Origin of the sequence: Sphingobium xanthum (assembly GCF_019737615.1) — a bacterium.
GTDB classification, from domain to species: domain Bacteria; phylum Pseudomonadota; class Alphaproteobacteria; order Sphingomonadales; family Sphingomonadaceae; genus Sphingobium; species Sphingobium xanthum.
The window spans coordinates 477,418-503,276 of record NZ_JAHKKS010000001.1 but is presented as its reverse complement, the minus strand read 5'-3'; the positions used below and the strand labels follow the sequence as shown (position 1 = coordinate 503,276).

Below are 25,859 nucleotides of genomic sequence, written 5' to 3'. Positions count from 1 at the left end.
GGACGATGATCGCCGGCAAGATGGTGCGGTCGCGGGCCGCGGGAAATCGTCATCTTGCCCTTTCCCTACGAAGAATATATTCTTAACATATTGATTGCATTATATTTATTTTTTTATCGCGATGCATCCGGCGGGCTTTTCCTCTCGTATCTACAGTTCCGGTTGATCGTCGGGCGTTCGTCGCATCGGTGCTGGCGGGAGACAGTTTCGGCCTAGGCAGGGCGATCTATTACGGGCACTCTTCCGGCAGGAAGCGAGAGGGATGACGACGGGCGATCTCATCACGCAAGCGGACGAACGACGGGCAAGGCTGACCGCCGCGCTCGACGCCGTTGCGCGTGGCGATCGCGCCGCCCTGCGGGACGTTTACGACCTCACCTCCGCGAAACTATTCGGCGTCTGCCTCCGTATCTGCCAGGACCGGGAGGTTGCGGCGGACATCGTGCAGGAAACCTATCTCAAAGTGTGGCAGCGCGCCGGCCGGTTCGATCCCGCGAAGGCCAGCCCTATCACATGGCTGTGCGCGATCGCGCGCAACGGCGCGATAGACTGGCGCCGCACGCATCGTCCGGCCACCACCGGCATCGAGGCGGCCGACAATGTCGTCGATGACTCTGCAAGCGCCCCGGAGCGGATCGAAGAGGAGCAGAGCCAGGCCCGCATCGTCCATTGCCTCGACGCACTTGGCGGCAGCCCGGCCGAGGCCATCCGTGCCGCCTTCTTCAATGGCTTCACTTATGCCCAGCTCGCCGAGCGCATGAAGGTACCGCTCGGCACCATGAAGAGCTGGATCCGCCGCGGCCTCGCCCAGCTCAAGGAGTGTCTCGCCGATGGCTGACGACACGCCCCTGACGCCCGAGGAGCGCGACCTGCTCGCTGCCGAGCTGGCGCTTGGCGTGCTGGAGGGAGAACTGCGGGCCCTCGCTCTGCGCCTGCAGATCGGCGATCCGGACTTCCGCGAGGCCGTCACCGCATGGCAGACGCGCTTTGAGCCGCTGCTGCATGGTTATGGCGAAGTCGAGGCGCCCGATCTCTGGCAGGCGATCGAGCTGCGCCTCCCCTCCGCCGATCCGGCCGTTGCCGGCCTCGGCGTCGTCACCCGCATCGAGAGCCATGCCCGCGCCTGGCGCTTCGGTGCGCTCGGGGCCGGCGCGCTCGCCGCTGCCCTCGCCGCCTTCCTCGTTTTCCGCGCGCCACCTGCGCCGCCTGCCCAGACCCGTGTCCAGGTCGCGCAATCGGCAGAGCCCTCCGTCGCCCGTCTTGGCGAGGCGGAGAGCCCCGCGCAGTTCGCCGCCAATTACGATGCCGCAACCGGCGAGCTCCGCGTCCGCACGATCAAGCTCCCACCGAGTGATCTCGCGCCCGAGCTCTGGGTTATCCCGGCCGACAATGTGCCGCGCTCGCTCGGCCTGATCCCCGCCAGCGGATCGATGCGCGTCACGCTCACCCCGGCCCAGCGCGCCCATCTCAAGGACGGCGTGACCCTCGCCGTCACCATGGAGCCGCGCGACGGCGCCCCGCACGCGGCACCGAGCTCAACCCCGATCGCCGCCGGCCAGATCCACAAAATCTGATCCCCCATTCCGCAGGCGCTGCATCCGCGCATGCGTCCCTCTCGTAGCTGTATCGTCCCCGCCCCTAGGGGACGCACAGTCAGAGAAAAGGACCAGACATGCGCATTTCCAGCAAGGCTCCCGGCATCGCCGCGGCTCTCCTGCTCGTCTCCACGGCCGGCATCACACTCGCCAAGGCCAATCCGATGGTGGGCGGCGCGGCCATGTATCCGAGCAAGACGATCGTCGAAAACGCCCTGAACTCGAAAGATCACACGACGCTCGTCGCCGCCGTCAAGGCCGCCGGCCTCGTCGATACGCTCTCGGGGAAGGGACCGTTCACCGTCTTCGCGCCCACCAATGCCGCCTTCGCCGCGCTTCCGAAAGGAACGGTCGACAGCCTGCTCAAGCCCGAGAACAAGACGATGCTGACGCAGGTGCTCACCTACCATGTCGTCCCCGGCAAGCACAGCGCGGCCGAGATCGCCTCGATGGCCGCCAAGCACGGCGGCAAGGCCATGTTCAAGACGGTCGAGGGCGAAGAGATCACCCTCGCCAAGGGCCCCGAAGGCGGCTGGTGGGTGATCGACGAGAAAGGCGGCAAGGCCCGCATCACCATCGCAGACGTTAACCAGTCGAACGGCGTCATCCATGTGGTCGACAAAGTGCTGATGCCCTGACGCACCGCGCCGAAAGACAACCAAAAAAGCCCCGCATCTCTGCGGGGCTTTCTCATTCGTATCGAACCTAACGAGGCTCTAACCCTCAGTCGTCATCCCGCGTCAGGAACGCCGGTGCGAACTCGGGTGCCGGACCGTCGTCGTCCGAGCGCTCGCGGCGCGGGCCGCGCTCGCCGCGCTCCCCGCCCCGGTCACCCCGGTCGCCGCGATCACGACGCGGGCCACGGTCGTCACGGCCGCGGCCGCCACGATCGCCACCCCGGCCGCGATCACCGCGGTCGCCACGGTCCCCGCGCGGTTCGCGCGGCTCGCGGGCGGGACGGGTGTCTTCCAGCTCGGCGCCGGTCTCCTGGTCGACCACGCGCATCGACAGGCGGACCTTGCCGCGCTGGTCGATCTCGAGGACCTTGACCTTCACTTCCTGGCCTTCGGAGAGGACGTCGCTCACCTTCTCGACCCGCTCGTTGCGGATCTCGGAGACGTGGACGAGGCCGTCCTTGCCGCCCATGAAGTTCACGAACGCGCCGAAGTCGACCAGATTGACGACCTTGCCGTTGTAGATCTTGCCGACTTCCGCTTCCTCGACGATGCCGAGGATCCAGGCCTTGGCCGCCTCGATCTGGCTGACGTCGGACGAGCTGATCTTGATGATGCCCTCGTCGTCGATGTCGACCTTGGCGCCCGTCTCCGCGACGATCTCGCGGATGACCTTGCCGCCCGTGCCGATGACGTCGCGGATCTTGCTCTTGTCGATCGAGATGGTCTCGATGCGCGGAGCATGAGCCGAGAGCTCGGTGCGGGTCTCGCCCAGCGCCTTGTTCATCTCGGCCAGGATGTGCGCCCGGCCGTCCTTGGCCTGGTGCAGCGCCGCCTCGAAGATCTCCTTGGTGATGCCGGCGACCTTGATGTCCATCTGCATCGTGGTGATGCCTTCGGAGGTGCCGGCGACCTTGAAGTCCATGTCGCCGAGATGGTCCTCGTCACCCAGAATGTCGGAGAGGACGGTGAAGTCCTTGCCTTCCAGGATGAGGCCCATGGCGATGCCCGAGACCGGGCGCTTGAGCGGAACGCCCGCGTCCATCATCGAGAGCGAGCCGCCGCAGACGGTCGCCATAGAGCTGGAGCCGTTGGACTCCGTGATGTCGCTGAGCACGCGGATCGTATAGGGGAACTCCTCCTTGGTCGGCAGCACCGGGTGCAGCGCGCGCCAGGCGAGCTTGCCATGGCCCACTTCGCGGCGCCCGGGGGCACCGAAGCGGCCGACTTCGCCGACCGAATAGGGCGGGAAGTTATAGTGCAGCAGGAAGCTCTCGTAGCTGAGGCCGGTCAGACCGTCGATCATCTGCTCGGCGTCCTTGGTGCCGAGCGTGGTCGTGCAGATCGACTGGGTCTCGCCGCGGGTGAACAGCGCCGAGCCGTGCGTGCGCGGCAGGAAGCCCACCATCGCCTCGATCGGGCGGATCTGCGTGGTCGTGCGTCCGTCGATGCGCTGGCCGTCCTTGAGGATGGCGGTGCGCACGATCTCGGCTTCCAGCTTCTTGACGAGCTTGATGCCGGCCATGACGGTCTGCGCGTCGAGGCCCTGCTCCGTGAAGTGGGCCTTCGCCTTGGCGCGGGCTTCGTTCAGGGCGTTCGAGCGGGCGGACTTGTCGGTCAGCTTGTAGGCTGCCGCGATGTCCTTGCCGATCAGGTCCTTGAGCTTCTTCTTGAGGTCGGCATTGCCGTCGCCCAGGTTCAGCTCCCACGGGTCCTTCGCGGCCTTCTCGGCCAGCTTGATGATCGCGTCGATCACCTTGCGGCTCTCGTCATGCGCGAACAGCACCGCGCCGAGCATCACCTCTTCCGAGAGCTCCTTGGCTTCGGATTCGACCATCATCACGGCCGTGTCGGTGGCGGCGACGACGAGATCGAGCTCGCCGGTCTTCACCTCGTCGAGGCTCGGATTGAGCTGATATTCGCCATCCTTGTAGCCGATGCGCGCCGCGCCGATCGGGCCCATGAACGGCACGCCGGAAATCGTCAGCGCCGCCGACGCCGCGATCATCGCAACGATATCGGGCTCGGATTCGCCATCGAAGCTAAGCACCTGACAAATAACGTTAATCTCGTTATAAAACCCCTCAGGGAAGAGAGGTCTGACAGGACGATCGATCAGGCGCGAAACCAGCGTTTCCTTCTCGGTGGCGCCGCGTTCGCGCTTGAAGAAGCCGCCCGGAATGCGTCCGGCGGCCGAGTATTTTTCCTGATAGTGAACGGTCAGGGGGAAAAAGTCCTGGCCATCCTTCACGGACTTGGCGGCCGTGACAGCGCACAGCACAACCGTTTCGCCATAGGTCGCGATCACCGCGCCGTCGGCCTGGCGGGCAACACGGCCCGTTTCGAGTTTGAGGGTCTTTCCGCCCCACTCGATTTCTACAGTCTTCACGTTGAACATTGGGTATCCTTCCACCCGCGGCGCCCTATTGCACGGCGGGGCTTGCGTGCGGACAAAGGCCGGTCCGCGGCGGCGTGTGGAGCTTTTGCTCCCGGACGGAAAGCCGGATTGCCTCCGCGTCCCGCATGGGTGGCGCCACTGGTCCTTCCGGGCGCCCCATATGAAAAGAGCGCCCGGATGGGCGCCCCTTCCCTGTCTTACTTGCGAAGGCCGAGCTTCGCGATGAGGGCCGTGTAGCGCGCCCCATCCTTCTTCTTCAGATAATCGAGCAGCGAGCGACGCTTGTTGACCATCATCAACAGGCCGCGACGGCTGTGATTGTCCTTGTGATGTCCCTTGAAGTGCTCGGTGAGGTTCGAGATGCGCTCCGTGAGGATCGCGACCTGAACTTCCGGCGAGCCCGTGTCGCCCGGGTTCTGGGCATTGTCTTCGATAAGCGCTTGCTTGCGCTCCGCAGTGATCGACATCGTGACTCCTTTCGAACTAAAGATTGAAGCCCCGCACGACCCGGATGTCCGGCCCCAAAGCCTCCACCAGCGCGACGGGCACATCGCCCTGCGTCGCCAGCATCAGACCCTGCGTGCGAGGATCCCCTGCAAGCGTCCGGCCCTGTTTCAGCGCCATGGCTTGTTCGGAGGTGACGGGGAGAGCCGGGATGTCGTCCAGCCCCGCCGTCAATGGCAGCATATGCTGCGCAATGGCGCGCGCCTTAGCAGCATCGTTCAGAATGTCCAGAGAAATCGCCTGTTTCAGCGTGAACGGACCGGCCTTCGCACGGCGCAGCATGGACACATGACCGACCGTCCCGAGCGCCAACGCGACGTCGCGCGCGAGGCTGCGGATATAGGTGCCCTTGGAGACATGGGCGGTCAGGGTGACCTCCTCCAGATCCTCCCCGGTACGGGGAGGGGGACCGCCGGCATCGCCGGTGGTGGAGGGGGTAGGCGACGGAGCGGCTCCGCTCCACCCCTCCACCAGCTTCGCTGGTCCCCCTCCCCGTGCCGGGGAGGATTGAAGGGAGAGCGCATATATCGTCACCGCCCGCAACTTCATCTCCACGTCCTCGCCCGCCCGCGCACGGTCATAGGCGCGCACGCCGTCGATCAGGATCGCGCTGTATGCCGGTGGCGCCTGCTCGATCGGCCCGGTGAAGCGCGGCAGAACGGCCTCGATATCCGCAAGCGTCGGCCGCACATCGGAGGACGCGATCACCGCCCCTTCCAGGTCCAGCGTATCGGTCTGCGCGCCGAAGCGGATGGTGAAGTCGTAAATCTTGTCGCTGTCGAGCATCCGCCCGGCCAGCTTGGTCGCCTCGCCGATCGCGATCGGGAGCACGCCCTGCGCAAGCGGATCGAGCGTGCCGCCATGACCGACCTTGGCCTTGCCATAGCCCGCCTCGCGCAGCGCGCGCTTGACGGCGCTGACCGCCTGCGTCGAGCCGAGCCCCACCGGCTTGTCGAGGATCAGCCAGCCATGCAGCGGCGGGAGCGAAGGATCGGATGCGGCCATGCCGGCGCCATAGCCACGTCGCGACGATCTGTCAGGCCCCCGCCTTACGGCCCTGTCGTGTCATTGCATATTGACGCAGCGGCCGAGTTGCGGCCTTGGCGCAGGCATGACGACGAGACTTTCGAGCCGGCTGCTTACACCGCTCCACGACGCCGGCCTTTGGCTGATGCCGATGGACGAAACCCATCGCGACGCCTTGCGCGAAGCCTGCGCCGCCGACGCCGACATCTGGGTCATCTATGCCACCAGCTTCGCCCCCGCGCAGTTCGATGCCAGCTTCGACGCCCTCATCGGCAGCGCAACCCGCCTGCCCTTCGCTGTGTTCGTCGATGACGCGCTGGTCGGCATGTCGGCCTATTTGCGGCTCGATGAAGGCGCCCAGACGCTGGAGATCGGCAACAGCTATATCGTCCCGGCCCAGCGCGGCACCGGCCTCAACGGACGGATGAAACGGCTGATGATCGATCATGCCTTCGCCTGCGGCGTCCGCCGGATCGAGTTTCGCGTCGATACGCGCAACAGCCGCAGTCAGGCAGCGGTGCGCAAGATCGGTGCGCAACAGGAAGGCCTGCTCCGCGCCGAAAGGATCACCTGGAACGGCCATGTCCGCGACACGGCACTGTTTGGCTTGCTGGAAAGCGACTGGGCGGCCGTCCGGGATCGGATCGCCTGATCCCGGATCAGCCCTTTTTCTTCGGCGGCGGCGGGCCGCTTTCGGTCAAGGAACTCAGCGGATAGCGCGTTCCCGCGACCACCACGGCGCCAAACTTGTCGAGCTTGTCCACGCCCTTGGTTTCGAAGCCGATCGCCGTCGCAAAGGGCAAGTCGGGCGAGGATATGGCGAGCGTTGCCAGATACCATTTGCCCTTGCTGTCCTGGATGTAGATCTTGTTGTCGTCCGCGACCTGCCAGTCGCGCACGCCGCCATGATTGATGAACGGGATCGACGCTTCGGCCGGCTTGGCGGCAATCTCTGCCTGCACGGCCTGCTCGGCGGCACGCACGCCACCGCTTGCGACGAAGGCAAGCGTCGCCATTGCCGTGGCAAGGGCAAAACGATTGATCTGGCTCATGTCGGGCCTCCTTTCGGCGCAACGCTTAAACGTGTGATGATCCGTCTAGCACGGCCCGCCTGAAGCGGCCATGAACCGCCCTGTCAGCTTGCCCGCTCGCGCAGCCGCGCCATGAAATGCTTGCGGCAGAGCGCCACATAGCGCTCGTTTCCGCCGATCGCGGTCTGCGCGCCCTCATTCACGGCCTTGCCGGCCTCGTCGACCCGCAGGTTCATCGTCGCCTTGGCGCCGCACTCGCAGACAGCCTTGAGCTCGATCAGATGGTCCGCCAAGCCCAGCAAGGCAGCCGACCCCTCGAACAACTCCCCCTGAAAGTCCGTCCGCAGCCCATAGCACAGAACCGGCACGCGCAGCTCATCGCAGACCCGCGCCAGATCGAGCACCTGTGCCCGTGTCAGAAATTGCGCCTCGTCGATCAGCACGCAGGCAAGTGGTCCTTCGTCCATGCGCGCCGCAACAGCCGTGAACAGCGCCGTATCCTCCTCGAAGCTGCGCGCCCGCTCGGCAAGGCCGATGCGCGAGCTGATCCAGCCCGGCCGCCCGCGATCGTCCACGCCCGCCGTCCACAGCATCGTCGCCATGCCTCGCTCGCGATAGTTGAAATCGGCTTGCAGGAGGTTGGTCGATTTGCCGGCATTCATTGATGCATAATAGAAATAGAGCTTAGCCATTGCCGTCCGCTATCACGGCCTCGTCGCCCCAGGCCAGCCCAATCGCATGCTGGCGTATGCCGATCGGCCAGGGCGCGGTCAGCGCCTCAAACCGCGTACGATCGTCAGCATAGAGCGCGCGAACGGCTTCCTCGAAACCGGTGCGATCGCCGGCGATGGCCGACAGGAAGCGGTAGGCGGCGTCCGGGCCTGCGCCGCTGGTGGCCGAGGCTTTCATCCCCTCCTCGACCATGCGGCGCAGCGCAGCAGATGCGCCACCACGCTGCTTGCCCAGCCACTCCCAATGACGCGGCAGCAGCGTCACTTCCCGCGCAGTCACGCCGAGCTTCGGCCGCCCCGGCCCGCGGGGCGCGGTCGGCTCCGGCTCTGTCTCGCGCAGATCGAAATCGATTTGCGCGCCGGTAATATCATCGAACACCAGCAGATCCGATGCGCGTGGCGGAGCGTCCATCGCTCGCAACGTCTCGACGACATGCGCGCGCGTGCCCGTCGCAAGCCAGAGATCGTTGGCGAAGGCGGTATAAGTGGTCATCGGCAACTCCTCGGAGAAGCCAATTATACCCGGACGATAATCCGGTCAATATACCCGGGTCTTATTCTTCGTCCGCGCTCAGATCGCGCGCCACGTTGGGCGAACGCAGTATGGCATCGATATGGCTGCCTTCCTCGAAGCTCTCATCGCCGATGAACTTGAGCTTGGCGGCGAATTTCATCTTCACCCGCTTGGCGACTTCGCGCTGCAGATAGGCGGTGTTGGTGCGCAGCGCCTTGAGAACCACCTCCTCGTCCTTGCCGAGCAGCGGTTTCACGAACACCGTCGCATGCCTGAGATCGGGCGACATGCGCACTTCAGTGACGCTCACCATATGCGCCGCCAGCACATCGTCATGCACGTCTCCGCGCTGGAGAATGTCCGCCAGGATGTGACGCACCTGCTCGCCGACGCGCAGCAGACGGACCGAAGGCTCGCCGGTTCCGGGTTGCTTGGCCATCAGCGCGTCTCCGTCTGCGGGGGAGCATCGATCATTTGCGTGTCTCCATTGCCTCGACGATCCGCTCCAGCGATCGCAGGTTGCGGGCCGTGCCCATGCAGCCGAGATGCTTTTCGAGAAATGGCCGCGTCACCTTGCTGTTCCCCACCCCATCGACGAAATCGATATGGACATGGGCCGATCCGGGCGCGAACTTTTCCTGCCCCTTCCCTTCATGCGCCGCCAGCAGCGCCTTGTAAGCGGCATCGCGCAGCGGCGTGTCTAGAAAGTGGATGTGGATGAACTTGTCGTCGCTATCGCCGCGAAACGGGCTCTCCTTGACCGCCGCCGTCAGCTCTGCCGCCGTGCGCACCGCGGCGAAGGTCCGAAAGCCGAAGCGCTCCTGCACGCAATCGCCGATCTGCTTCGCCAGCGCCGCGTCGGCCGCCTGCGGATGATCGAAGATGACATTGCCGCTCGCCGTCACGGTCGAGACATTCTCAAGGCCGCACGATTCGAGCGCGGCCTTGAGATCCGTCATTTTCACCTGATTGCCGCCGACATTGACGCTGGAGAGGAGAGCTACGTAGCGGGGCATATGAACTCCTGACGAAGCCCTCTCAATAACACTCCGATGCGCTCCTGTGGAGCCGAAGGCGTCGGTCGTTCGAACAGGCGGCCTTAGGTCGTGTCGACATTTGGCTCAGAGCGAGCCGAAAATGGTGGTTTCGTGTGAACCCGGAGCGCAGCGTACCTGATGTACGTGAGCACCGGAAGCGCACGGAACCGCCATTTGCAGGCCGCTATGGGCCGAATGGCGATGCGACCTAGAGCGAGCGCGCCCGCTCCTCGACGTCGAAGAGCTCAAGCATGTCGCCGACCTTGATGTCGTTCGTATCCTGCAGCACCGCGCCGCACTCGACGCCCGCGCGGACTTCGGACACGTCGTCCTTGAACCGACGGAGCGAGGCGATGGTCGTCGCCGAGACGATGACGTTGTCGCGCGTGAGGCGGGCATTGAGGCCCTTGCGGATGACGCCGTCGACCACGAGCAGACCGGCCGCCTTGTCCTTCTTGCCGGCCGGAAAGACCTGCAGGACTTCGGCCATGCCGACGATCGTTTCGATGCGCTCCGGCGCGAGCTGGCCGGCCATTTCGTTCTTCACTTCCTCGATGAGGTCGTAAATCACGTCATAATAGCGCAGCGACACCTTGTCCCGCTCGGCCAGGGCACGCGCCTTGGCATTGGGACGGACATTGAAGCCGATCAGCGGCGCCCGGCTTGCGGCCGCCAGCGTCACGTCGCTCTCGGTGATCGCGCCCACGCCCGAATGCAGCACGCGGACCTTGATCTCGTCCGTGGAGGCGCGGGTCAGCGATCCGACGATCGCCTCGACCGTGCCCTGCACGTCGCCCTTGATGACCACCGGATACTCGATCTGCGTGGTGTTGAGCGCCGAGAACATATGCTCGAAGCTGGTCGGTGCGGAGGTCGTGCGCTTGCGCGTCGCCAGTTCGGAACGATAGGCCGCGACCTCGCGGGCACGTGCTTCGTTCTCGACAACGTTGAGCTGATCGCCCGCCATCGGCACGCCGGAAAGACCCAGCACCTCGACCGGGGTCGAGGGACCGGCTGTCTTCACTTGCTGGCCCTTGTCGTTGACCATGGCACGCACCTTGCCGCTCTGCTCGCCGACGACGAAGATGTCGCCGACCTTGAGCGTACCGCGACCGACCAGGATCGTGGCGACGGCGCCACGGCCCTTGTCGAGCTGCGCTTCCACGACGGTGCCTTCGGCGGCACGATCGGGATTGGCCTTGAGGTCGAGCAGTTCGGCCTGCAGCAGGATCTTCTCGATCAGCTCGTCCAGACCGGTCTTCTTGACGGCGGAGACCTCCACGTCCTGCGTATCGCCGCCCATGCCCTCGACCACGATCTCATGCTCGAGCAGACGTTCGCGGATGCGCTGCGGATTGGCCTCGTGCTTGTCCACCTTGTTGATCGCGACGATCATCGGAACGCCGGCGGCCTTGGTGTGGTTGATCGCTTCGATGGTCTGCGGCATCAGCCCGTCGTCCGCCGCCACCACCAGGATGACGATGTCGGTGACGTTGGCGCCGCGCGCGCGCATCTCCGTGAACGCCTCATGGCCGGGCGTGTCGAGGAAAGTGATGATGTCGCCGCCCTTGGTCTTCACCTGATAGGCGCCGATATGCTGCGTGATGCCGCCCGCTTCGCCCGCGACGACATCGGTCCCGCGCAGCGCGTCGAGCAAGCTGGTCTTGCCGTGATCGACATGGCCCATGATCGTGACGACCGGCGCGCGCGGAAGCAGCGTGCTGTCGGCATCGACGTCGGCGGCCGTGTCGATCTCGACGTCAGCGTCGGACACGCGCTGGATGCGGTGGCCGAATTCCTCGACCAGCAGCTCCGCCGTGTCCTGGTCGATCACGTCGTTGATGGTGACGGGCGTGCCCATCTTGAACAGCGCCTTCACGAGGTCGGCGCCCTTCTCGGCCATGCGGTTCGCAAGCTCGCCGACCGTGATGCCCTCGGGCACGACGACGTCACGGACCTGCTTGGCCTGCGGCTCGCGCGGGCCGCCCAGACGGCGATGTTCCTTCTCGCGAGCCCGGCGCAGCGCGGCGAGGCTGCGCGCGCGGGCGCTGTCGTCATCGGCCAGGGCGCGATTGACGGTGAGCTTGCCCGACTGACGGCGGTCATCGCCGCCGCCGCGCTTGTTGCGGTCCGGCTTGGCCGGCTCAGGGCGCTTGACCGGCGCCGGCACGGGCGTGAACCGGCGCGGCGCGGGCGCACGCTCTCCGGCACCGGCACTGGCGGCGGTTCCGTTTCCGGCGCCTGCTTCGGCTGGTTCCGCGACCACTTCCGGTTCGGGCTGCGGCGCGGCTTCCTTGGCTTCCGGTTCAGCCTTGCGACGCTCGGCTTCCTCTTCGGCGCGACGATTTTCCTCGGCGCGGCGCTTTTCTTCCTCGCTCGCGGCCAGCTTGTCGGCTTCCTCGCGGCGGCGGGCCTCCTCGAGCGCGGTCATGCGAGACTCTTCGGCCTCGCGCAGCAGCTTGGCCTGCATTTCCTGACGGGTCAGGAGCGAGTCGGTCGCCGAGGGACGCTGCGGCGGCGCGACAGCCGGGCGCTGCGGGGCCTGCTGGACAGGCGGCGGCGGCGGCGGCGCTGCCGGTTCCGGCGCGCGCGCGACTTCGGTCTCCCCGGGCTTGCCGAGGATGCGACGGCGCTTGACCTCGACCACGACCGTGTTCTTGCGGCCATGGCTGAAGCTCTGCTGCACCTGGCCGGCCTCGACCGTCCGCTTCAAGCCCAGCGGCTTGCGGCCCAAGGTCGGCTTGTCATTCCCATTGTCACTCATCGACGCAATCTAACCCTTCATCTTCCCGTCCGGCACGGTCCTTGGGACCAGCCGAGTCGTGCGTCCTCACGCTTCCGCGTTCGGACCTTCGTCCATATGCTCACGTTCAGCCGAACCGGAGTTCGGCGGCGCGTTAGCGCATCCCAGATAGCTTTGCCAGCGACCGAGCAGAGCAGAGATTCGGTCCGCTGCCTGAGCGTTCGTCACCGCGACATGGACGACGTTGTTTCGCCCCAATGCCATAGATAGGGCCTCGCGGTCCACCGGCAAGCTGTCCCCGCCAAATTCCTCGCCCTCGCGCTCCTCGCCGACCCGCCAGGCCTGATCGAGCTTGCGCTTGCCGTCATCGCCCGCATCGGCCGCGTGCAGGAGCAGGCGCACCTGCCCACGCCGCGCTGCGACGTCGATCTTGTCGAAGCCGTTGATGAGGTTCGACGCGCGCGCTTCGAGACCCAGCCGCGCCATCAGATCGGCACGCAGCGCCTCATCGATCCGCTCGGGCAGATCGTCCGGCACGCGCAGCGCCTCGCCCTTGAAAGCCCGCGCCAGCGCGCCCTTGAACTTGCCCTTGGCGATCGCCTGCTCGAGCTCGGCGCGCGCAACGCCGATCCAGGCGCCACGCCCGGGCGCTTTCGCCCGGACATCCGGCAACACCTCACCGTCCGGCGAGATCGCCAGCCGGATCAGATGGGCCGGGTCGGCATGTTCGCCCGAGAGGATGCAGCGACGCTCGCTCATGAGATCCTCCCCGGCACGGGGAGGGGGACCGCCGGCGAAGCCGGTGGTGGAGGGGACTTGCCCCGTCGCCAATCAGAATCCATCTCGCCGGAGAGGGTGAGCCCCCTCCACCATTTGCCATGCAAATGGTCCCCCTCCCCGTTCCGGGGAGGAATTGGGTAGCGCTGTCGGAGCCTTAGCCTCTCATTGGGAGGAAACCGCAGCATGGGCGTCCTCCCTTGACGGGGCAGCGGCTGCCATGCGGTCTGCGGCCAGACCGCCGGCAACGCCCCAATTGTCCGCAGGCACGTCATCGATGACGACCCAGACCTGCTCCGGCTTCTTGCCGAGATGCGCGACGACCGCCTGGGTCACGTCGGCGACGAGCGCCGCCTTCTGATCCCGCGTCGCGCCGGCAATGGCTTCGATCCTGACATAAGGCATATCAGGCCTCGCTTTCTTCGTCGGCGAACCAGTGCGCGCGGGCCGCCATGATGATCTCGTTGCCGACTTCCTCGCTCAGGCCATATTCGGCCAGCACGCCGCCCTTCTCCTCGGGCGCGTCGCGGCGACGGCGCGGATCGACGCGCTTCTTGGCGACCAGCTCGTCCGTCGCCAGATCGGCGAGGTCGTCGAGCGTCTTGATGCCGGCCTTGCCGAGCGTGACCAGCATCGCTTCGGTGAGGTGCGGCATTTCGGCCAGCGCATCCTCGACGCCGAGCCCGCGGCGTTCCTCGCGGGCAGCGGCCTCGCGGCGCTCCAGCGCCTCGGCGGCGCGGCTCTGCAGTTCCTGCGCCAGCTCGTCGTCGAAGCCCTCGATCGAGGCCAGCTCGTCGATGCCGACATAGGCGACTTCTTCCATCTCGGTGAAGCCCTCGGCCACCAGCAGCTGGGAGAGCGTCTCGTCGACGTCCAGCTCGTTCTGGAACATCTCGGAGCGCTGGATGAACTCGCGCTGGCGCTTCTCGCTCGCGTCGGCCTCGGTCATGATGTCGATGCCCTTGCCGGTCAGCTGGCTGGCAAGGCGGACATTCTGGCCGCGACGGCCGATGGCGAGGCTGAGCTGATCGTCGGGAACGACCACCTCGATACGCTCCTCGTCCTCGTCGATGACGACGCGGCTGACGGTGGCGGGCTGCAGCGCGTTGACGACGAAGGTCGCCGTGTCCTCGCTCCAGGGAATGATGTCGATCTTCTCGCCCTGCATTTCCTGGACGACCGCCTGCACGCGGCTGCCCTTCATGCCGACGCAGGCGCCGACCGGATCGATCGAGCCGTCATGCGAGATGACGCCGATCTTGGCGCGCGAGCCCGGATCGCGAGCAGCGGCCTTGATCTCGATGATACCGTCGTAAATCTCGGGCACTTCCTGCGCGAACAACTTCTTCATGAACTCGGGATGCGCGCGGCTCAGGAAGATCTGCGGGCCACGGTTCTCGCGGCGCACATTGAGGATCAGCGCACGGACGCGATCGCCGACACGGACGACTTCGCGCGGAATCTGCTGGTCGCGGCGGATGACGCCCTCGGCACGGCCAAGATTGACGACGACATGGCCGAACTCGACCGACTTCACCACACCGGTGATGATCTCGCCGGCGCGATTGTGGAACTCGTTATACTGGCGCTCGCGCTCGGCATCGCGAACCTTCTGGAAGATCACCTGCTTGGCGGACTGGGCGTCGATGCGGCCAAGGTCGATCGCCGGCAGCGGATCGACGATGAAGTCGCCGAGCACGGCGTCCTTCTGCAGCTTCTGGGCGGCCTTGAGATCGACCTGCTTGAAATAATCCTCGACGACCTCGACCACCTCGACGACGCGCCACAGGCGAAGATCGCCGGTCTCCGGGTCGAGCTTGGCGCGAATGTCGTTCTCCGCACCGTAGCGGGCGCGCGCCGAACGCTGGATCGCGTCTTCCATGGCCTCGATGACGATCGCCTTGTCGATCATCTTCTCCGAAGCGACCGAATTGGCGATCGCGATCAGCTCTGCCTTGTTGGCGGAAATGGCGTTGGCCATGGGAGTTAGTCTTCCTGTTCCTGGGTGACGATTTCGTCCGCACCCTCGGTCGAGAGCGGGACAGTAGCAGAAATGAGTGCGTCCGTCAGCACGAGCTTGGCGCTGGCGACGTTGGAAAATGCAGTGACGACGCGGCCGGACTTGGGATCGTCGAGCAGCACCGTGCTGCCGTCGACGCCCGCGAGCACGGCCTTGACCTGCTTGCGCCCGCCCTCGATCGCTTCGGCGAAGGTGACGCGCGCCTCATGGCCGGACCAGTCGGCAAAGTCCTTGAGGCGGGTCAGCGGCCGGTCGATGCCCGGCGAGCTGACCTCCAGCCGATAGGCACCCTCGATCGGGTCCTTGCCCGCCTCTTCCAGCGCATCGAGCCGCGCCGAGACGCCGCGCGACAGGGCGGCGCAATCGTCGATCGTGAGCTGCCGCGTCTCCGGCCGCTCGGCCATGATCTGCAGCGTGCGGTCATCGTCCTTGCCGAACAGGATCACGCGCACGACGTCGAACCCGAGCGCTTTCGCTTCGGCTTCGACGATCTCAACGACAGGCGCGATGTCCGACACAGACTCTCCGGATGAAAAACCATGCAGCTTCGTCGCCGGTCCCTTGCGGAGCCAGCCCTAACAGTCTCGCGATGTCAGGAAAGCAAGGCGCATATAGGCGCGACGGTCCGCAAAAGCAATCGACAAAAGCGCATCGATCAGCCCCGCTCCGAACTCAAGCGTCAGAAACGCCAGCCGATCATCCCTGCCGCCTTCTGCCCCCGCGCGACCCGCCCATAATCGGAATAGCGAAACGCCGCGCGCAGGAAGAGATTGTGCGATAGCGCCAGCTCGCCGCCGCCGCCGATCCGCCAGCCGTCGCCCGTGTAGCGGACCGGCCCGGAGAAGCGGCGATCGGCATGCCGAGCCGCGCGCCGAGACAGCAAGACGGAAATCAGGCATGGGCCGTACCTCCTCAAACAAGCACTGCCCGGCGCTCAAATGGGAGCGCATTTGCCGCCGCGCGAGGTCCGTTTCATTGCCGGCCGCGCGCTTGCCGCGCCACGCGCCGCCCGGTATCGCTATGTCACGACAGGATCGACAGATTCCCTCCGGAGACACCACGCCATGAACGTCCGCACGCTCGGTTTCGCCGCCCTCGTTTCCGCCACCCTTCTCGCCTGCTCCGGCGCCTCGACGCCGAGCGATGCGCAGACGCCGCCGAGTGGCGCACCCTTCGCGGTGAAGGCGGTCGGCACCTTCGATGCGCCCTGGGCCATGGCCTTCCTGCCCGATGGCAAGCTGCTGTTGACGCAGAAGATGGGCGCAATGATCCTGTTCGATCCCGCCAGCGGCGACAAGAAGACCGTGACCGGCACACCCGCCGTGGTGAGCGATCGGCAAGGCGCACTGATGGACATCGTCCCCGCTCCCGATTTCGCGAGCAGCAAGACGCTCTACTTCAGCTATTCCGAAGCGGGCGAAGGCAAGAGCAGCCGCGTCGCGCTGGCGACCGCGACCCTCGATCAGACGACCCCTGCCCTCAAGGACGTGAAAGTCATCTTTCGCGCCAATCAGGATGCCGAGACCGGCGGGCATTATTCCGGCCGCATCGCTTTCTCGCCGGACGGCAAATATCTCTTCTTCACCAATGGCGACCGCCAGCTCTTCGATCCCGCCCAGGACCCCAAGTCGACCCTCGGCAAGGTGCTGCGCCTCAATCTCGACGGCACGCCCGCCGCGGGCAATCCGCTGGCGTCCAGGGGCTTCCATCCCGCCGCCTGGTCCTATGGCCACCGCAATCTGCTCGGCATCGCCTTCGACAAGGACGGGCGCCTGTGGGAAATGGAAATGGGTCCCCGCCACGGCGACGAGATCAATCTGGTGAAGCCCGGCCTCAATTATGGCTGGCCCAAGGCTTCGAACGGCGACCATTATGACGGCCGCAACATCCCCGATCATACGCCGGCCGACGGCTTCGAAGCGCCCAAGATCTTCTGGAACCCCGCCATCTCGCCGGGCGGCCTCGCTTATTACAACGCCAACCTGTTCCCCGCCTGGAAGAACTCGCTGTTCATTACCGGCCTCTCGGGCAAGTCACTGGACCGCATCGCCCTCGACGGCGAAACCGCAACCAAGGCCGACCACTGGGACATGGGCGAGCGCATCCGCGCCGTGCGCACCGGCCCCGACGGCGCGGTCTGGCTGCTCGAAGATGCGCCGGGCGGTCGGCTGCTGAAACTGACGCCGAAGGAGTGAGGGGTTGGCGCTGGGACCTATGAAACAGCATCACCGTAAGGTCCGCTTTACGGTAAAGGCGAGATAGTGCCCTCTGGCTAATTGGGGGTGGGAGGCGGACAATACGAACAATGATGACACGTAGCTCTGAGCGGCCCATAAAGGCCCATCCGTCACAGCTTGCGGCATCCCCGCTCACCCTATGTCCAATCTTTACCGCGCCATTCCAGTTTGGCGTAGAGCGAATGCAACCACCTCGGTTAGATATACTTGCTTTGAGAACCTGTCAGAGGGTGGCTTCTGCGTCCTAACCGCTGACTTTGTCCGATTGCCGTTGGACCCAAAGGCTCAAGCCTATCAGGACGACAACGTGCTTGAGTTGTTCATGGCGCAGGAGTTGTCGTCACGAAATGCATGGTTTCCCAGTCTCGCTGAAGCCATTCAGTGCCACGACCAGGACTTCGAGAATGACTGGCCGACCTAATGTCCGCAAAGTCGTCGTGTCCGGACATTCCGCTTTGCAGGATTGCAACCGTGCTCGCTCCCAGAAGCAGCACTGCTCAACGCGATCAGAACAGTCGTCACAACAACTGTCCTACACCGACTCGAGATGGCATCCTCATAAGCTAACGCCGAGGACACCGGCGCCGCTCCTTCTCATCGTCCAAAAAACCGCAGAAATCCGAGGCCGCCTTGCGGTCGCGAGCCGACTTTTGCGCAATCACCATGGCGCACACGCGCGAACAAGGAGAAGTCAAGATCGTAAGCTCTTGAAATCGCGCGAGCGATGACGGCACCGATATCGCTCAAAAACGGCAAAATCACCGTTCAGCGAAGACCTCCGATAACGTTGAACGTCAGAAGAACCGAAAATCCGATCGACGACTCGCAGCGGCAAGCCTCTCGGCACATCGGCTCCGAGGATCAGCCGCATCCATCATCGAACATCCTCTTTGAACATATATAATATGATGATAATCGGGCCGCGATAATACTTTGTCCGGAGGGGTCGATTTGAAGAGGATTGCCGTTTTCTGCGCGGCCGCAGCCTGCCTTGCCTTGTCATCGCCGCTTTCGGCCCGCAGCGGCGCGGAGACCTGGATCGAGGCCCATCAATCCAGCCCCGCCGACTATGACTTCGTCATTCCGGCCTCGCTTAACCTGCCGCCCGAGGCCCGACAGCGTCTGCGCGACCGCCCGCCGGTCGTCGGCACGCTGCGGATGCGCGTCATCGTGGCGATTGGCGGCAAGGCAATGCGCGTTCGCTTCTCGAACGAGGAAGGTCTTGCACCGCTACGCATCGACGCGGCGACCATCGGCCTTGCCGGCAACGGTTTCGACGCCCGGCCGGGGACGATCCGACCGCTAACGTTCGGCGGGGCGAAGGCCGCGACCATCCCCCCCGGTGCGCCGATGCTCAGCGATGCCATAGCCTTGCCGATCGATGCCCCGACGGAACTGGTCGTCAGCGTCCAGTTGCCCGACGGTCTGAAACTCAAGCCCTTCGGCAATGCCGTGATGGCGATGGCCGAAGGCGACCAGACATCGGCTGAAACGCTCGTTGCCTCCGACACGATCATCGGCCGGCCGCTGGTCAGCGGCGTGTCGATCCTGACCGAGAAGCCCACGCAGATCGTCGTCGCGCTGGGCGACTCGTTGACCGATGCCAATCGGCCCGTCCTCATGCAGGACGGGGGCTGGCTCGCCAAGCTGCGGCGGCGGTTCGTGACCGAGCGTCCGTCGCATTCCGTCAGCTTCCTGGCCGCCGCTATCGGTGGAAATCGCGTGCTCTCGACCAGTTGGGGCAAGTCCGCCCTCGTTCGACTGGATCGCGACGTCCTGCGGATCGCTCATGTCTCGCATGTCATGATGCTCGAAGGCATTAATGACATCGGCAATGGCGGTTGCAGCGCCCTGCTCGGCTGCAATCCCGCGCTCGATCCGGCCGATCTCATCAACGGCTATCGACAGGTCATCGCCCGCGCGCGCGCAGCCGGTGTGAAGGTCGTCATGGCCACCTTGCCGCCCTTTGCTGGCGCGAACTCCTTCACGGCGGAGCGGGAGGCACAAAGAGCCGCAATCAACCACTGGATCAGAAGCTCCGGCGAGCCGGACGCGATCGTAGACTTCGACGCTGCCTTGCGCGACCCGGCCGATCCTTCCAGACTGGCGGTCGCGTTCGATTCCGGCGATCATCTTCACCCCAGCGAAGAGGGCTATGCCGCCATGGCGCGAGCGGTCGATCTTTCCATGTTCGAGACCAGCGGCCGGCGCCGCAAACGAGCCGCACAATGACGGATCGTCGAGCCATCGCCATTGCAGGCGTCGGCAAGATTGCCCGCGATCAGCACATCCCGACGATCGCGGCAGACCCGAATTTCCGCCTCGCCGGGACCGTCTCGCGCCACAGCACGTTCGACGGTGTTCCCGCCTTCACCAGCTTGGCCGACCTGCGAACCGCCCTGCCCGACGTCGCGGCAATCGCGATCTGTACACCGCCCCGCGGCAGGCTGACGCTGGTGCGCGAGGCGCTCGCGCTCGGCCTGGACGTGATGTTGGAGAAGCCGCCGGCCGCGACGATGAGCGAAGCGGAAGCGCTGGTGGCGGCCGCCGCGGCGAGCGGCAGCGTTCTTCATGTTACCTGGCATTCCCGCGAAGCGGCGGCCGTCGAGCCGGCACGGGCCTGGCTTGCCGAGCGAACGGTTCGACGGGTCGCCGTGAACTGGAAAGAGGATGTGCGCGTCTGGCACCCGGGGCAGGAATGGATCTGGGAACCCGGGATCGGCGTGTTCGATCCGGGCATAAATGCGCTCTCGGTCGTGACCCGGCTGCTGGACGGCGACCTGCTGCTCGACCGCGCAACGCTCCGTTTCCCCGCCAACAAGGCGGCCCCAATCGCGGCCGATCTTTCGCTCACCGGCGCGGAGGGCGTGCCGATCGCTGTCGCATTCGACTTCGACCAGCGCGGCCCGCAAAGCTGGGATATCATCGTCGAGACCGATCGCGGCACGCTCATGCTCAGCCACGGCGCGTCGAAAATGGCGGTGGACGGCATGGCAATCGACGTCCCGGATACTCCTGAATATGCCCGCCTCTACCAGCGTTTCGCCGAGCTGATCGCGACACGACAAAGCGACACCGATCTTGCGCCGTTCCGCCTCGTCGCCGACGCCTTCCTGCTCGGCGAACGCGAGACGGTCGGCCTATTCGACTGGAACGGGTGATGGACGAGGTGCGGATCATAAGGCGCGACCGGCCCGACCAGCTGGGGGAGGGCCTGCTCTGGTCGGATCGCGATCAGGCCGCCTACTGGACGGACATTCTCGGCCGCCGCGTCAATCGGCTGCTGCTGGCCGATGAAAGTGTTGCAAGTTGGGACGTACCGCAGATGATCGGCTGGCTGATCGAACGGCGCGATGCACCGGGCTTCATCGCCGGGCATGGAAGCGAGATCGTGCGGCTCAAACTGGACCCGCTGGCCATAGAAACGGTCGTGGCGCCCGAGCCGGACCTCGACGGCAATCGCATGAACGACGCCAAGGCCGATCCACAGGGACGCATCTGGGCCGGCACGATGCCGATCTCTTGCGACCGCCCGAGCGGCGCCTTCTATCGTCTCGATCCGGACGGCAACATCGCGCAGGTCGACGGCCCCTATACTATCGCCAACGGTCCCGCGATCGCGCCGGATGGACGCTCGCTGCTTCACACCGACACAGCGCTCGGCACGATCTTCCGCTTCGCCATCAACGACGACGGATCGCTGGGACCGCGCGAGCCATTCATCCTTTTCGACGACAGCTGGGGATGGCCAGACGGCATGACGCTCGATGCGGACGGTTGCCTGTGGGTGGCCTGCTGGGGCGGATCGGGCGTGATGCGCTTCGACGCGGACGGGAAGCGTCAGCGATTGATCCGGCTGCCCGCCTCGCAGATCACCAACGTGACGTTCGGCGGGCCAGCGCTCGATCGGATGTTCGTGACCTCCGCCGCCGATGGTGTCGAACAGGCCGAGCCGCATGCCGGTGCCCTGTTCGAGGTCGATTCCGGTTGTCGGGGCCTGGCAACGGAGCGTTACGCGGGCTGACCGGCCATGGCGGCGCGCCAGTTCGCGATGAAATCCCGTGCGGCGATGCCCACCTGCTCAGCGCTCGCGCCGGGCTTGTAGAGCGCCGAACCCAGACCGAAACCGGCCGCGCCGGCCGCGAGCCAGGGCGCCATATTGGTCGGCGAAATCCCGCCAACCGCCAGCACCGGGACATGCTTGGGTAGCACGGCGCGCTGCGCCTTCAGCACAGCGGGGCTGGCGCCCTCGGCCGGGAACAGCTTGAGCGCGCTCGCGCCGGCGGCAAGTGCGGCGAATGCCTCGGATGGCGTGAAGTAACCCGGCAGCGAGGCCATGCCCGCGGCCACGCTGGCGCGGATCACCGCTTCGTTCGTGTTGGGCGAGACGACCATGCGGCCGCCGGCATCCGCCAGCCGCTCGACGGCCGCAACGTCCAGCACCGTGCCGGCGCCGATCGTCGCCTGTCCGCCGAAGCGCCCGGCGAGGCGCGAAATGCTCTCGAACGGGTCCGGCGAGTTCAGAGGCACCTCAATCAACGTGAAACCCGCACCGATCAATGCGGCGCCGATTGCCTCGACCTCATCGGGCCGGACACCGCGCAGGATCGCCACCAGCGGGCATTGCGCGAAAGCTTCATCGAACGTCATCATCGCATCAACTCCCAAAGCCTGACGATCCCGGCAACGAAGGCGGCATGGCTATCGACGAGCATTGCCGTGCCGCCGTTGGCCGAAATAGCGGTCGCGTAGAGTCCGCCCAACACGGGGTCGGCGAGCAGGAAGACGTCGCGCCCGCCATGGCGGAGCCGCGCGCGACAATCGCTGCCGATCAGCAGCCCGCTGACATAGGAAGCGGCGTCCGGATCGTTGCGCAGCCCGAGCAAGCTCGCCGGCCGCACGCCGAAGAGGCGCGCCAGCAAATCATCGTCCGCGGCATCGGCGACGCCCTGCGCGAAAACTGTGTCATTTGCGACCTCCCCCGCCATCGCGCTGCCGATCAGGGCATGCCCCTTGAGAAGGGCGAACAGTTCGCCAGTCATGGCCGTGACGAAGTCGGTGATCGCGCCGTCCTGCATCGTCGCCCATTTGCAATGGGTGCCGGGCTGGCAGAGCAAGGCATCGTGCGGCGCCATCCCCGAAGCGACCGCGCCGAGCAATTGGACCTCCTCGCCGCGCATCACATCGGCGCGGTGGTCATCGATGCGCGAGACGCCGGGGATGACGTGGACGCCGTGGATCGGCGTTTTCGCTGCAGCCGCCAGCGCCTCAAGCCCGGCCGGGCAGCCGACGTAACCGGCATCGATCCAGCCCCGGTTCGATCCGACCATGCCGGCAAGGATCATCGGGACCGCGCCGTAACGGACACGCAGAGCGGCAATCTCCGCCGCGAAGCCGCCCGGCGGCACCGCCAGGATGCCGGTCGCGTCGCGCTCCGTCGATACCACCGCGCCGTTCTCGATCAGAAATGCACGCCGGTTCGTCGTGCCCCAATCGACCGCCAGGAAGATGTCGCTCACGCGCAATCACTCAGACTTTGGTCAGGCGAAGCGCGATCCAGGGCTTGCCCGGTAGCGTGATCTTTTGTCTTTCAGGATCATGCACTTCATAGTCGTTCTTGCGCGCCATAGTGAATACCCCATCGACCGGCGTCACGGTCATGTTCCAGGTATCGATAACCTCTGCGCGATAGCGCAGTTGCGCTTCCTGGCCCCGCCCGGGCAGCACGACCGCCCACTCCGTCAGCGCCTCCGCACCGAAATATTTGAGGTAATATTCGTTCTGCTTGCCGCCGAGATGATAGTTCCACCAGGGCTGGATCGGCTCGATGCCCGGCACTGGACCTTCCTCCATCACCTTGCGCAGGAAGGCGAGCCGCGGCACGCTGCTGCCGACGAGCTTCCCGCCCTGCCCCAGCCACGAGAAATCGGCGTTGCGGTTGGGATCGAAGGTCTCGCTATGGCCCACATAAGTGCCGCCGATCAGGCCCCACCAGAAGCGCTGCACCATATCCTCACCGGTCAGATTGCCCCAGCGCTTCTCCGAATTGCCCTCATAGACCACCTCGTCGAAGATCACCGGCTTGAGCGTCATCGTGCGGTGCAGTTCGGCGCGCAGGTCATCGAGCACGGCAGCGCCGTTCTGCACGCTCGCGTGCGTGATCCACGGCTTGCGGTGGTCGTAATAGACGTTGATCTGGTGGATCGAGCGCAGCCTGTCATGCGGATCGGCCGCGACGAGGATCTGGAACAGATGGTCCCAGTCCGCCATTTTCTTGGTTTCGATAGCGTCATATTCGTTGGCCATCGACCACCAGACGTTGCGATAGGCACCCCAGCGCGCGACAACGTAACGCAGATAACGCTCGTCATCGGCGCGCGTCATGTCGTTATAGCCGCGCTTCTCGTCATAGGGATGGAAGAGGATGACATCCGCCTCGATGCCAAGCGCACCGAGGCGCTGGATGCGGTCCTCGTAGCGACGGAAATAAGCGGGATCGAAGCGGGTCGGGTCCCAATCGCGCGGGCCATCGCCGGTGCGGACGAACGGATTGGTCGCGACCGACTCCACATTCGGAAAGACCAGCATGCGCATCTTGTTGAACGGGGCGCCGGCCAGCGTCTTCAGCGTCTCGGCGCATTTCGCATCCGACTGGAGCGCCCAACTATAGCAAGTCGTGCCAATCTGGCGGAAGGGCGTGCCATCGGCATAAGCGAAGTGGTAGCCATCTTTGGTTACGCGCACAGGGCCGCGATTGCCCCGGATCGGCGCCGTCGCCGCGAAGCTACCGGAGCGCCCGTCCATCGCCGGCGCATTGCTCTCGACCCGCCATTGCCACGTGCCAATCTCCGGCGGGCTGAAGCGAATGCGGTACACGCCCTCGCCATCGTAGAATCCCGGCACGCGCAGTTGCCTGCCCGCGCTCTCGAATGTCGCGACGAGTGCCATGTCGATGAAGGGATTGCCTTCGCGCGGGCCATCGAGAACGATTTCATAGACACCCCAGCGCTCGACACTGCGCGGCGGCTCCGGAAACCGGGCGGCAGCGAGCGGCCCAGCGGCGGACACAGCGCCGATCGCGGCTGCCTGAGCGAGGAGCCCCCGTCGCGAAATCGTCACTTCCAGCTCTCCTTTTCTGCATGTTCCCGGCATTCTCGCGCTGCGAACGCTTGCTCGCGGGGCCGACCGTCGCTAGTCTATAAATAATACTATCATATGTTCAAAGGGAGAGTCTGTCCATGTCGAGCAGCAGCGCTGCGGGGGAGCCGCGAAACGAGGACTGGAAGAACACGATCCTCGCCGGACTCGCCAACTATATCGATGCCGGATCGATCGTCTCAGGCTCCGCCGCGCTCGCCTTGTGGCAGGAAGCCTATCGCCTCGACAATGACCTGATCGGGATGATCGGCGCTTTCGGCCCCAACGCCATCTCGGCAGGCGTCGGCGCGCTGATCGGCGGACGGCTCTGCGACCTGTTTGGGCGCAAGAAGATCTACCAATATGACATGCTGTTCTACGCATTCGGCATGTTGTGGCTGGTCTTCGCGGTCAATGCGTGGATGGTCGTGCTCGGCTTCTTCCTCGTCGGCCTCGCGGTCGGCGCGGACATCCCGGCCTCCTGGTCGTTGATCGCGGAAATGGCGCCGAAGGACGGGCGCGGCAAACATAGCGGCGTGGCGCAGATGCTCTGGTATCTCGGACCAGTTGTGGTGCTGCTGATGTTCCTGGTGCTCGCACCTTTAGGCCTGCTCGGCGCACGGATCGTGTTTGCGCATCTTGCCATCCTCGCGATAGGGCTGACATTCCTGCGATCCCGCATGCAGGAGTCCAAGCGCTGGCTGGAGGCGCAGGAATCGGCGCCACGCGAAACCAAGCAGGCCCGCCCCGGCCGGATCCGCGAGCTCTTCACGCGCCAGCATATCGGCTCGATGGCCTTCCTCAGCGGCATGTATCTGTTCTGGAATCTCTGGGCCGGCACCAACGGCTTCTTCTTCCCCTACATCTTGCGGACCGTCGGCGATCAGAGCCAGGCAGTCGCCGTGGCCGTGCAGACACTGAGCTTCCTGCTGGGCATGGGATCGATCTTCTTCATCTTCATGAAGCTCGCCGACCGCGTGAACCAGCGACTGCTGTTCGGCATATCAGCGGTCACCCAGATCATCGGCATGTCGCTGCTCGCGCTGTTTCCGCTCACGCTGCCGCTGGCGATTCTGCACGTTTTCCTGATGTCGATCGGCGGCGGTTTCGGCGCGCAGAGCTTCTTCCAGCTCTGGAGCTCGGAGATGTTCCCGACGCTGCTACGCGCAACGGCTCAGGGTGTCATGTTCGCCGCCGTCCGCATCGCGCTCGGTGCCTTCAGCTTCTTCGTGCCCGCGCTGACCGCAGCCGGGTTCACCAACCTCGCCTGGATCCTGGTCGGCTTCCTCGTCATCAGCGGCCTCGTCGGCTTCATCTGGGCGCCGCGCAACGAGGGCAAGTCGCTGGAGGAGCTTGAGGCCAAGCTCAAGGTTACGGTCATTTAGGACGGATCGGCGGCAACGGGCTGCGAAGGGCGCTTTTCGCGATCACCAGT

At 65.3% G+C, this 25,859-nt stretch carries 26 protein-coding genes; 9 read left to right on the top strand and 17 right to left on the bottom strand.

Going from position 1 to position 25,859, the window contains the following annotated elements:
- Positions 1-262: 262 nt before the first annotated feature.
- The 3 genes from KM135_RS02415 (at position 263) to KM135_RS02405 (ending at position 2,233) form a co-directional block, all read left to right on the top strand.
- Positions 263-838: a sigma-70 family RNA polymerase sigma factor gene (locus tag KM135_RS02415; RefSeq protein WP_221712298.1), complete on the top strand. Its 576-nt coding sequence runs from the start codon at positions 263-265 to the stop codon at positions 836-838.
- On the top strand, positions 831-1,574 hold the full coding sequence (locus KM135_RS02410; RefSeq protein ID WP_221712297.1) for an anti-sigma factor: 744 nt from the start codon (positions 831-833) through the stop codon (positions 1,572-1,574). The genes KM135_RS02415 and KM135_RS02410 overlap by 8 nt, the downstream gene beginning before the upstream one ends.
- A gap of 98 nt (positions 1,575-1,672) precedes the next feature.
- Complete coding sequence (locus KM135_RS02405; protein WP_221712296.1) at positions 1,673-2,233, top strand: fasciclin domain-containing protein; 561 nt, start codon at positions 1,673-1,675, stop codon at positions 2,231-2,233.
- Positions 2,234-2,318: 85 nt separating this feature from the next.
- Here KM135_RS02405 and pnp read toward each other — a convergent pair whose 3' ends face one another.
- The 3 genes from pnp to truB form a co-directional block, all read right to left on the bottom strand.
- On the bottom strand, positions 2,319-4,667 hold the full coding sequence (gene pnp, locus KM135_RS02400; RefSeq protein WP_221712295.1) for a polyribonucleotide nucleotidyltransferase: 2,349 nt from the start codon (positions 4,665-4,667) through the stop codon (positions 2,319-2,321).
- Between the two features lie 197 nt (positions 4,668-4,864).
- On the bottom strand, positions 4,865-5,134 hold the full coding sequence (gene rpsO / locus KM135_RS02395; RefSeq protein WP_221712294.1) for a 30S ribosomal protein S15: 270 nt from the start codon (positions 5,132-5,134) through the stop codon (positions 4,865-4,867).
- A gap of 16 nt (positions 5,135-5,150) precedes the next feature.
- Complete coding sequence (gene truB / locus KM135_RS02390) at positions 5,151-6,146, bottom strand: tRNA pseudouridine(55) synthase TruB (RefSeq protein WP_221712520.1); 996 nt, start codon at positions 6,144-6,146, stop codon at positions 5,151-5,153.
- Positions 6,147-6,282: 136 nt separating this feature from the next.
- Here truB and KM135_RS02385 point away from each other — a divergent pair, with 136 nt between their 5' ends.
- Complete coding sequence (locus tag KM135_RS02385; RefSeq protein WP_221712293.1) at positions 6,283-6,849, top strand: GNAT family N-acetyltransferase; 567 nt, start codon at positions 6,283-6,285, stop codon at positions 6,847-6,849.
- 7 nt (positions 6,850-6,856) lie between these two features.
- Here KM135_RS02385 and KM135_RS02380 read toward each other — a convergent pair whose 3' ends face one another.
- The 11 genes from KM135_RS02380 to KM135_RS02330 all read right to left on the bottom strand — a co-directional run bounded on the left by KM135_RS02380 (position 6,857) and on the right by KM135_RS02330 (position 15,933).
- Positions 6,857-7,249 (bottom strand): DUF6491 family protein, encoded by a 393-nt coding sequence (locus KM135_RS02380; protein ID WP_221712292.1) that lies wholly within the window; start codon positions 7,247-7,249, stop codon positions 6,857-6,859.
- A gap of 83 nt (positions 7,250-7,332) precedes the next feature.
- Entirely contained in the window at positions 7,333-7,920 is a 588-nt protein-coding gene (locus KM135_RS02375; protein WP_221712291.1) for a thymidine kinase, read from the bottom strand.
- Positions 7,913-8,452, bottom strand: coding sequence for a DUF2239 family protein (locus tag KM135_RS02370; protein ID WP_221712290.1), 540 nt, complete (start codon positions 8,450-8,452; stop codon positions 7,913-7,915). Before KM135_RS02370 ends, KM135_RS02375 begins: the two co-directional genes overlap by 8 nt.
- A 61-nt stretch (positions 8,453-8,513) precedes the next feature.
- Positions 8,514-8,912 (bottom strand): 30S ribosome-binding factor RbfA, encoded by a 399-nt coding sequence (gene rbfA, locus KM135_RS02365; protein ID WP_221712289.1) that lies wholly within the window; start codon positions 8,910-8,912, stop codon positions 8,514-8,516.
- 31 nt (positions 8,913-8,943) lie between these two features.
- A complete protein-coding gene (locus KM135_RS02360) occupies positions 8,944-9,489 on the bottom strand; it encodes a DUF1697 domain-containing protein (protein ID WP_221712288.1) in 546 nt (181 codons plus the stop codon).
- 229 nt (positions 9,490-9,718) lie between these two features.
- Complete coding sequence (infB, locus tag KM135_RS02355; protein ID WP_221712287.1) at positions 9,719-12,274, bottom strand: translation initiation factor IF-2; 2,556 nt, start codon at positions 12,272-12,274, stop codon at positions 9,719-9,721.
- A gap of 66 nt (positions 12,275-12,340) precedes the next feature.
- Positions 12,341-13,012, bottom strand: a complete 672-nt coding sequence (locus KM135_RS02350; protein ID WP_221712286.1) for a DUF448 domain-containing protein — start codon at positions 13,010-13,012, stop codon at positions 12,341-12,343.
- A 183-nt stretch (positions 13,013-13,195) separates the two neighbouring features.
- On the bottom strand, positions 13,196-13,435 hold the full coding sequence (locus KM135_RS02345; protein ID WP_221712285.1) for a tautomerase family protein: 240 nt from the start codon (positions 13,433-13,435) through the stop codon (positions 13,196-13,198).
- A 1-nt stretch (position 13,436) separates the two neighbouring features.
- Entirely contained in the window at positions 13,437-15,011 is a 1,575-nt protein-coding gene (gene nusA / locus KM135_RS02340) for a transcription termination factor NusA (protein ID WP_221712284.1), read from the bottom strand.
- A 5-nt stretch (positions 15,012-15,016) separates the two neighbouring features.
- Positions 15,017-15,568, bottom strand: coding sequence for a ribosome maturation protein RimP (rimP, locus tag KM135_RS02335; RefSeq protein ID WP_221712283.1), 552 nt, complete (start codon positions 15,566-15,568; stop codon positions 15,017-15,019).
- Between the two features lie 161 nt (positions 15,569-15,729).
- Positions 15,730-15,933: a hypothetical protein gene (locus tag KM135_RS02330; RefSeq protein WP_221712282.1), complete on the bottom strand. Its 204-nt coding sequence runs from the start codon at positions 15,931-15,933 to the stop codon at positions 15,730-15,732.
- Positions 15,934-16,114: 181 nt separating this feature from the next.
- Between KM135_RS02330 and KM135_RS02325 the strand changes: the two genes are divergently transcribed.
- From KM135_RS02325 to KM135_RS02310, 4 genes are all read left to right on the top strand, one after another.
- The gene (locus KM135_RS02325) at positions 16,115-17,245 is read left to right on the top strand and encodes a PQQ-dependent sugar dehydrogenase (protein ID WP_221712281.1); all 1,131 of its coding nucleotides are present in this window, start codon (positions 16,115-16,117) and stop codon (positions 17,243-17,245) included.
- Positions 17,246-18,283: 1,038 nt separating this feature from the next.
- Entirely contained in the window at positions 18,284-19,519 is a 1,236-nt protein-coding gene (locus tag KM135_RS02320) for an SGNH/GDSL hydrolase family protein (RefSeq protein ID WP_221712280.1), read from the top strand.
- Entirely contained in the window at positions 19,516-20,448 is a 933-nt protein-coding gene (locus KM135_RS02315) for a Gfo/Idh/MocA family protein (RefSeq protein ID WP_221712279.1), read from the top strand. The genes KM135_RS02320 and KM135_RS02315 overlap by 4 nt, the downstream gene beginning before the upstream one ends.
- Positions 20,448-21,311 (top strand): SMP-30/gluconolactonase/LRE family protein, encoded by an 864-nt coding sequence (locus KM135_RS02310; RefSeq protein ID WP_221712278.1) that lies wholly within the window; start codon positions 20,448-20,450, stop codon positions 21,309-21,311. The genes KM135_RS02315 and KM135_RS02310 overlap by 1 nt, the downstream gene beginning before the upstream one ends.
- Here KM135_RS02310 and KM135_RS02305 read toward each other — a convergent pair.
- From KM135_RS02305 to KM135_RS02295, 3 genes are read right to left on the bottom strand one after another with little or no spacing between them, the layout of a single operon-like run.
- Positions 21,299-21,940: a 2-dehydro-3-deoxy-6-phosphogalactonate aldolase gene (locus KM135_RS02305; protein WP_221712277.1), complete on the bottom strand. Its 642-nt coding sequence runs from the start codon at positions 21,938-21,940 to the stop codon at positions 21,299-21,301. The genes KM135_RS02310 and KM135_RS02305 overlap by 13 nt on opposite strands.
- On the bottom strand, positions 21,937-22,806 hold the full coding sequence (locus KM135_RS02300; protein ID WP_221712276.1) for a 2-dehydro-3-deoxygalactonokinase: 870 nt from the start codon (positions 22,804-22,806) through the stop codon (positions 21,937-21,939). Before KM135_RS02300 ends, KM135_RS02305 begins: the two co-directional genes overlap by 4 nt.
- A gap of 10 nt (positions 22,807-22,816) precedes the next feature.
- A complete protein-coding gene (locus tag KM135_RS02295; protein ID WP_343228127.1) occupies positions 22,817-24,406 on the bottom strand; it encodes a DUF5060 domain-containing protein in 1,590 nt (529 codons plus the stop codon).
- 119 nt (positions 24,407-24,525) lie between these two features.
- On the opposite strand from KM135_RS02295, the gene KM135_RS02290 reads away from it, so the two are divergent.
- Complete coding sequence (locus KM135_RS02290) at positions 24,526-25,809, top strand: MFS transporter (RefSeq protein ID WP_221712274.1); 1,284 nt, start codon at positions 24,526-24,528, stop codon at positions 25,807-25,809.
- Positions 25,810-25,859: the final 50 nt, after the last annotated feature.